The organism is Nocardia sp. NPDC058633, assembly GCF_042717045.1.
In the GTDB taxonomy this organism is placed as follows: domain Bacteria; phylum Actinomycetota; class Actinomycetes; order Mycobacteriales; family Mycobacteriaceae; genus Nocardia.
The window spans coordinates 1-1,442 of sequence record NZ_JBHXRA010000048.1 but is presented as its reverse complement, the minus strand read 5'-3'; the positions used below and the strand labels follow the sequence as shown (position 1 = coordinate 1,442).

General features: G+C 62.1%; 2 protein-coding genes. Both read left to right on the top strand.

The window, feature by feature from the left end; translation table 11 throughout:
- Nucleotides 1-222: 222 nt before the first annotated feature.
- Nucleotides 223-549 carry a transposase gene (locus tag ACFWUR_RS29645; protein WP_378911238.1) on the top strand — a complete coding sequence of 109 codons (327 nt, stop codon included), beginning with the start codon at nt 223-225 and terminating at the stop codon, nt 547-549.
- Nucleotides 546-1,403: an IS3 family transposase gene (locus ACFWUR_RS29640; RefSeq protein WP_378911236.1), complete on the top strand. Its 858-nt coding sequence runs from the start codon at nt 546-548 to the stop codon at nt 1,401-1,403. The genes ACFWUR_RS29645 and ACFWUR_RS29640 overlap by 4 nt, the downstream gene beginning before the upstream one ends.
- The last annotated feature ends 39 nt before the right edge of the window (nt 1,404-1,442 follow it).

The following is a 1,442-nucleotide window of genomic DNA, read 5'->3' as shown; positions in this document are numbered from 1 at the left end:
TGAACTGCTCCCCGGAAGTTGGACTGAGAAATTCAGATCCGACCTCCGGGGAGCAGTTTCATGCGTGCGCGAAGTTCGTTGTCCGAGGAGCAACGTGCTGTGGCGGTAGCGTTGTTCGAGGCTGGCGCGGGCGACGGCGCAGTCACAACACAGTTGGGAGCGAGTCGCTCGGCAGTCAAACGGTTGTATGACCGGTGGCGGGTTCGCGGAGGGGCAACGCTGGTGACCAAACCGACGAAGCGGACGTTCTCGTTCGAGTTCAAACTCGCTGTGGTGCAGCGCTTCCTGACAGGTGAGACGAAGGTCGATCTCGCCCGCGAGTTCGACCTGTCCTCGCCGAAGCTGATCGAAACGTGGGCTCGGACCTACCGCAACGACGGTGAGGAAGGGCTGCGCCCGAAACCGAAAGGCCGCCCGAGGACCAACCCGACCGAGCCCGCCCCACCGGCCTCGACTCTCGAGCAGTTGCGTCGGGAGAACGAACGGTTGCGGGCGGAGAACGCCTACCTGGGAAAAGTGCTGGCCTTGAAGGCGCAGCGACGACGGTGAAGGTCCGTGCTGTCCTCGCTCTCAAGGCCCAACACCGCCTCGATGTTCTGCTCGAGGTCGCCGGGCTGGCCCGGTCGACGTTCTTCTATCACCAAGCACGCATGACAGCGCCCGACCCACACGCAGACCTCAAGTCCGCGATCCGGGAGATTTTCGAGACCGTCAAGGGTCGTTATGGGCATCGCCGCGTCCACCACCACCTGCACAAAGCTGGTTGGACGGTAGCGAAGAAGACCGTGCTCAAGCTGATGCGGGCGCTGGGACTGTTCTGCCAGGTCCGGCGGAGAAAGCGATACAACTCTTTCCGCGGCGAGATCGGTCGCGTCGCCCCGAACGTGCTCGACCGCGAGTTCACTGCCAGCGCACCGAACCAGAAATGGGTCACCGACGTCACCGAGTTCGGTATCGGTGACCAGAAACTGTATCTGTCACCGGTGATGGATCTGTTCGACCGCCAGATCATCGCCTACTCGATCGCTACGTCTCCGAGCCTGTCACTGACGAACAGCTCGCTGCGCGCCGCGATCGAGAGCACCGGTGCTGCTGGGCACGACCTGCTCGTGCACTCGGACCAGGGATTTCAGTACCAGCACGTGTCATGGCGGCAGATACTCGCCGATGCCGGCGCGACGCAATCCATGTCGCGCAAGGGCAACTGTTACGACAACGCCGTGATCGAGAACTTCTTCGGCCACCTCAAAGAGGAACTCTTCCACCACGTCCGATACCTCAGCATCGACGCGTTGGCCGCCGCGTTGCACGAGTACATCCACTGGTACAACACCGAACGCATCTCGACAAAGCTCGAGGGCCTGAGTCCGGTGCAGTACCGGGCTCAGGCCCTCGCGGTTTAGGCTCTTACTTGGCCAGTCCAACTATCGGGGACCAGTTCA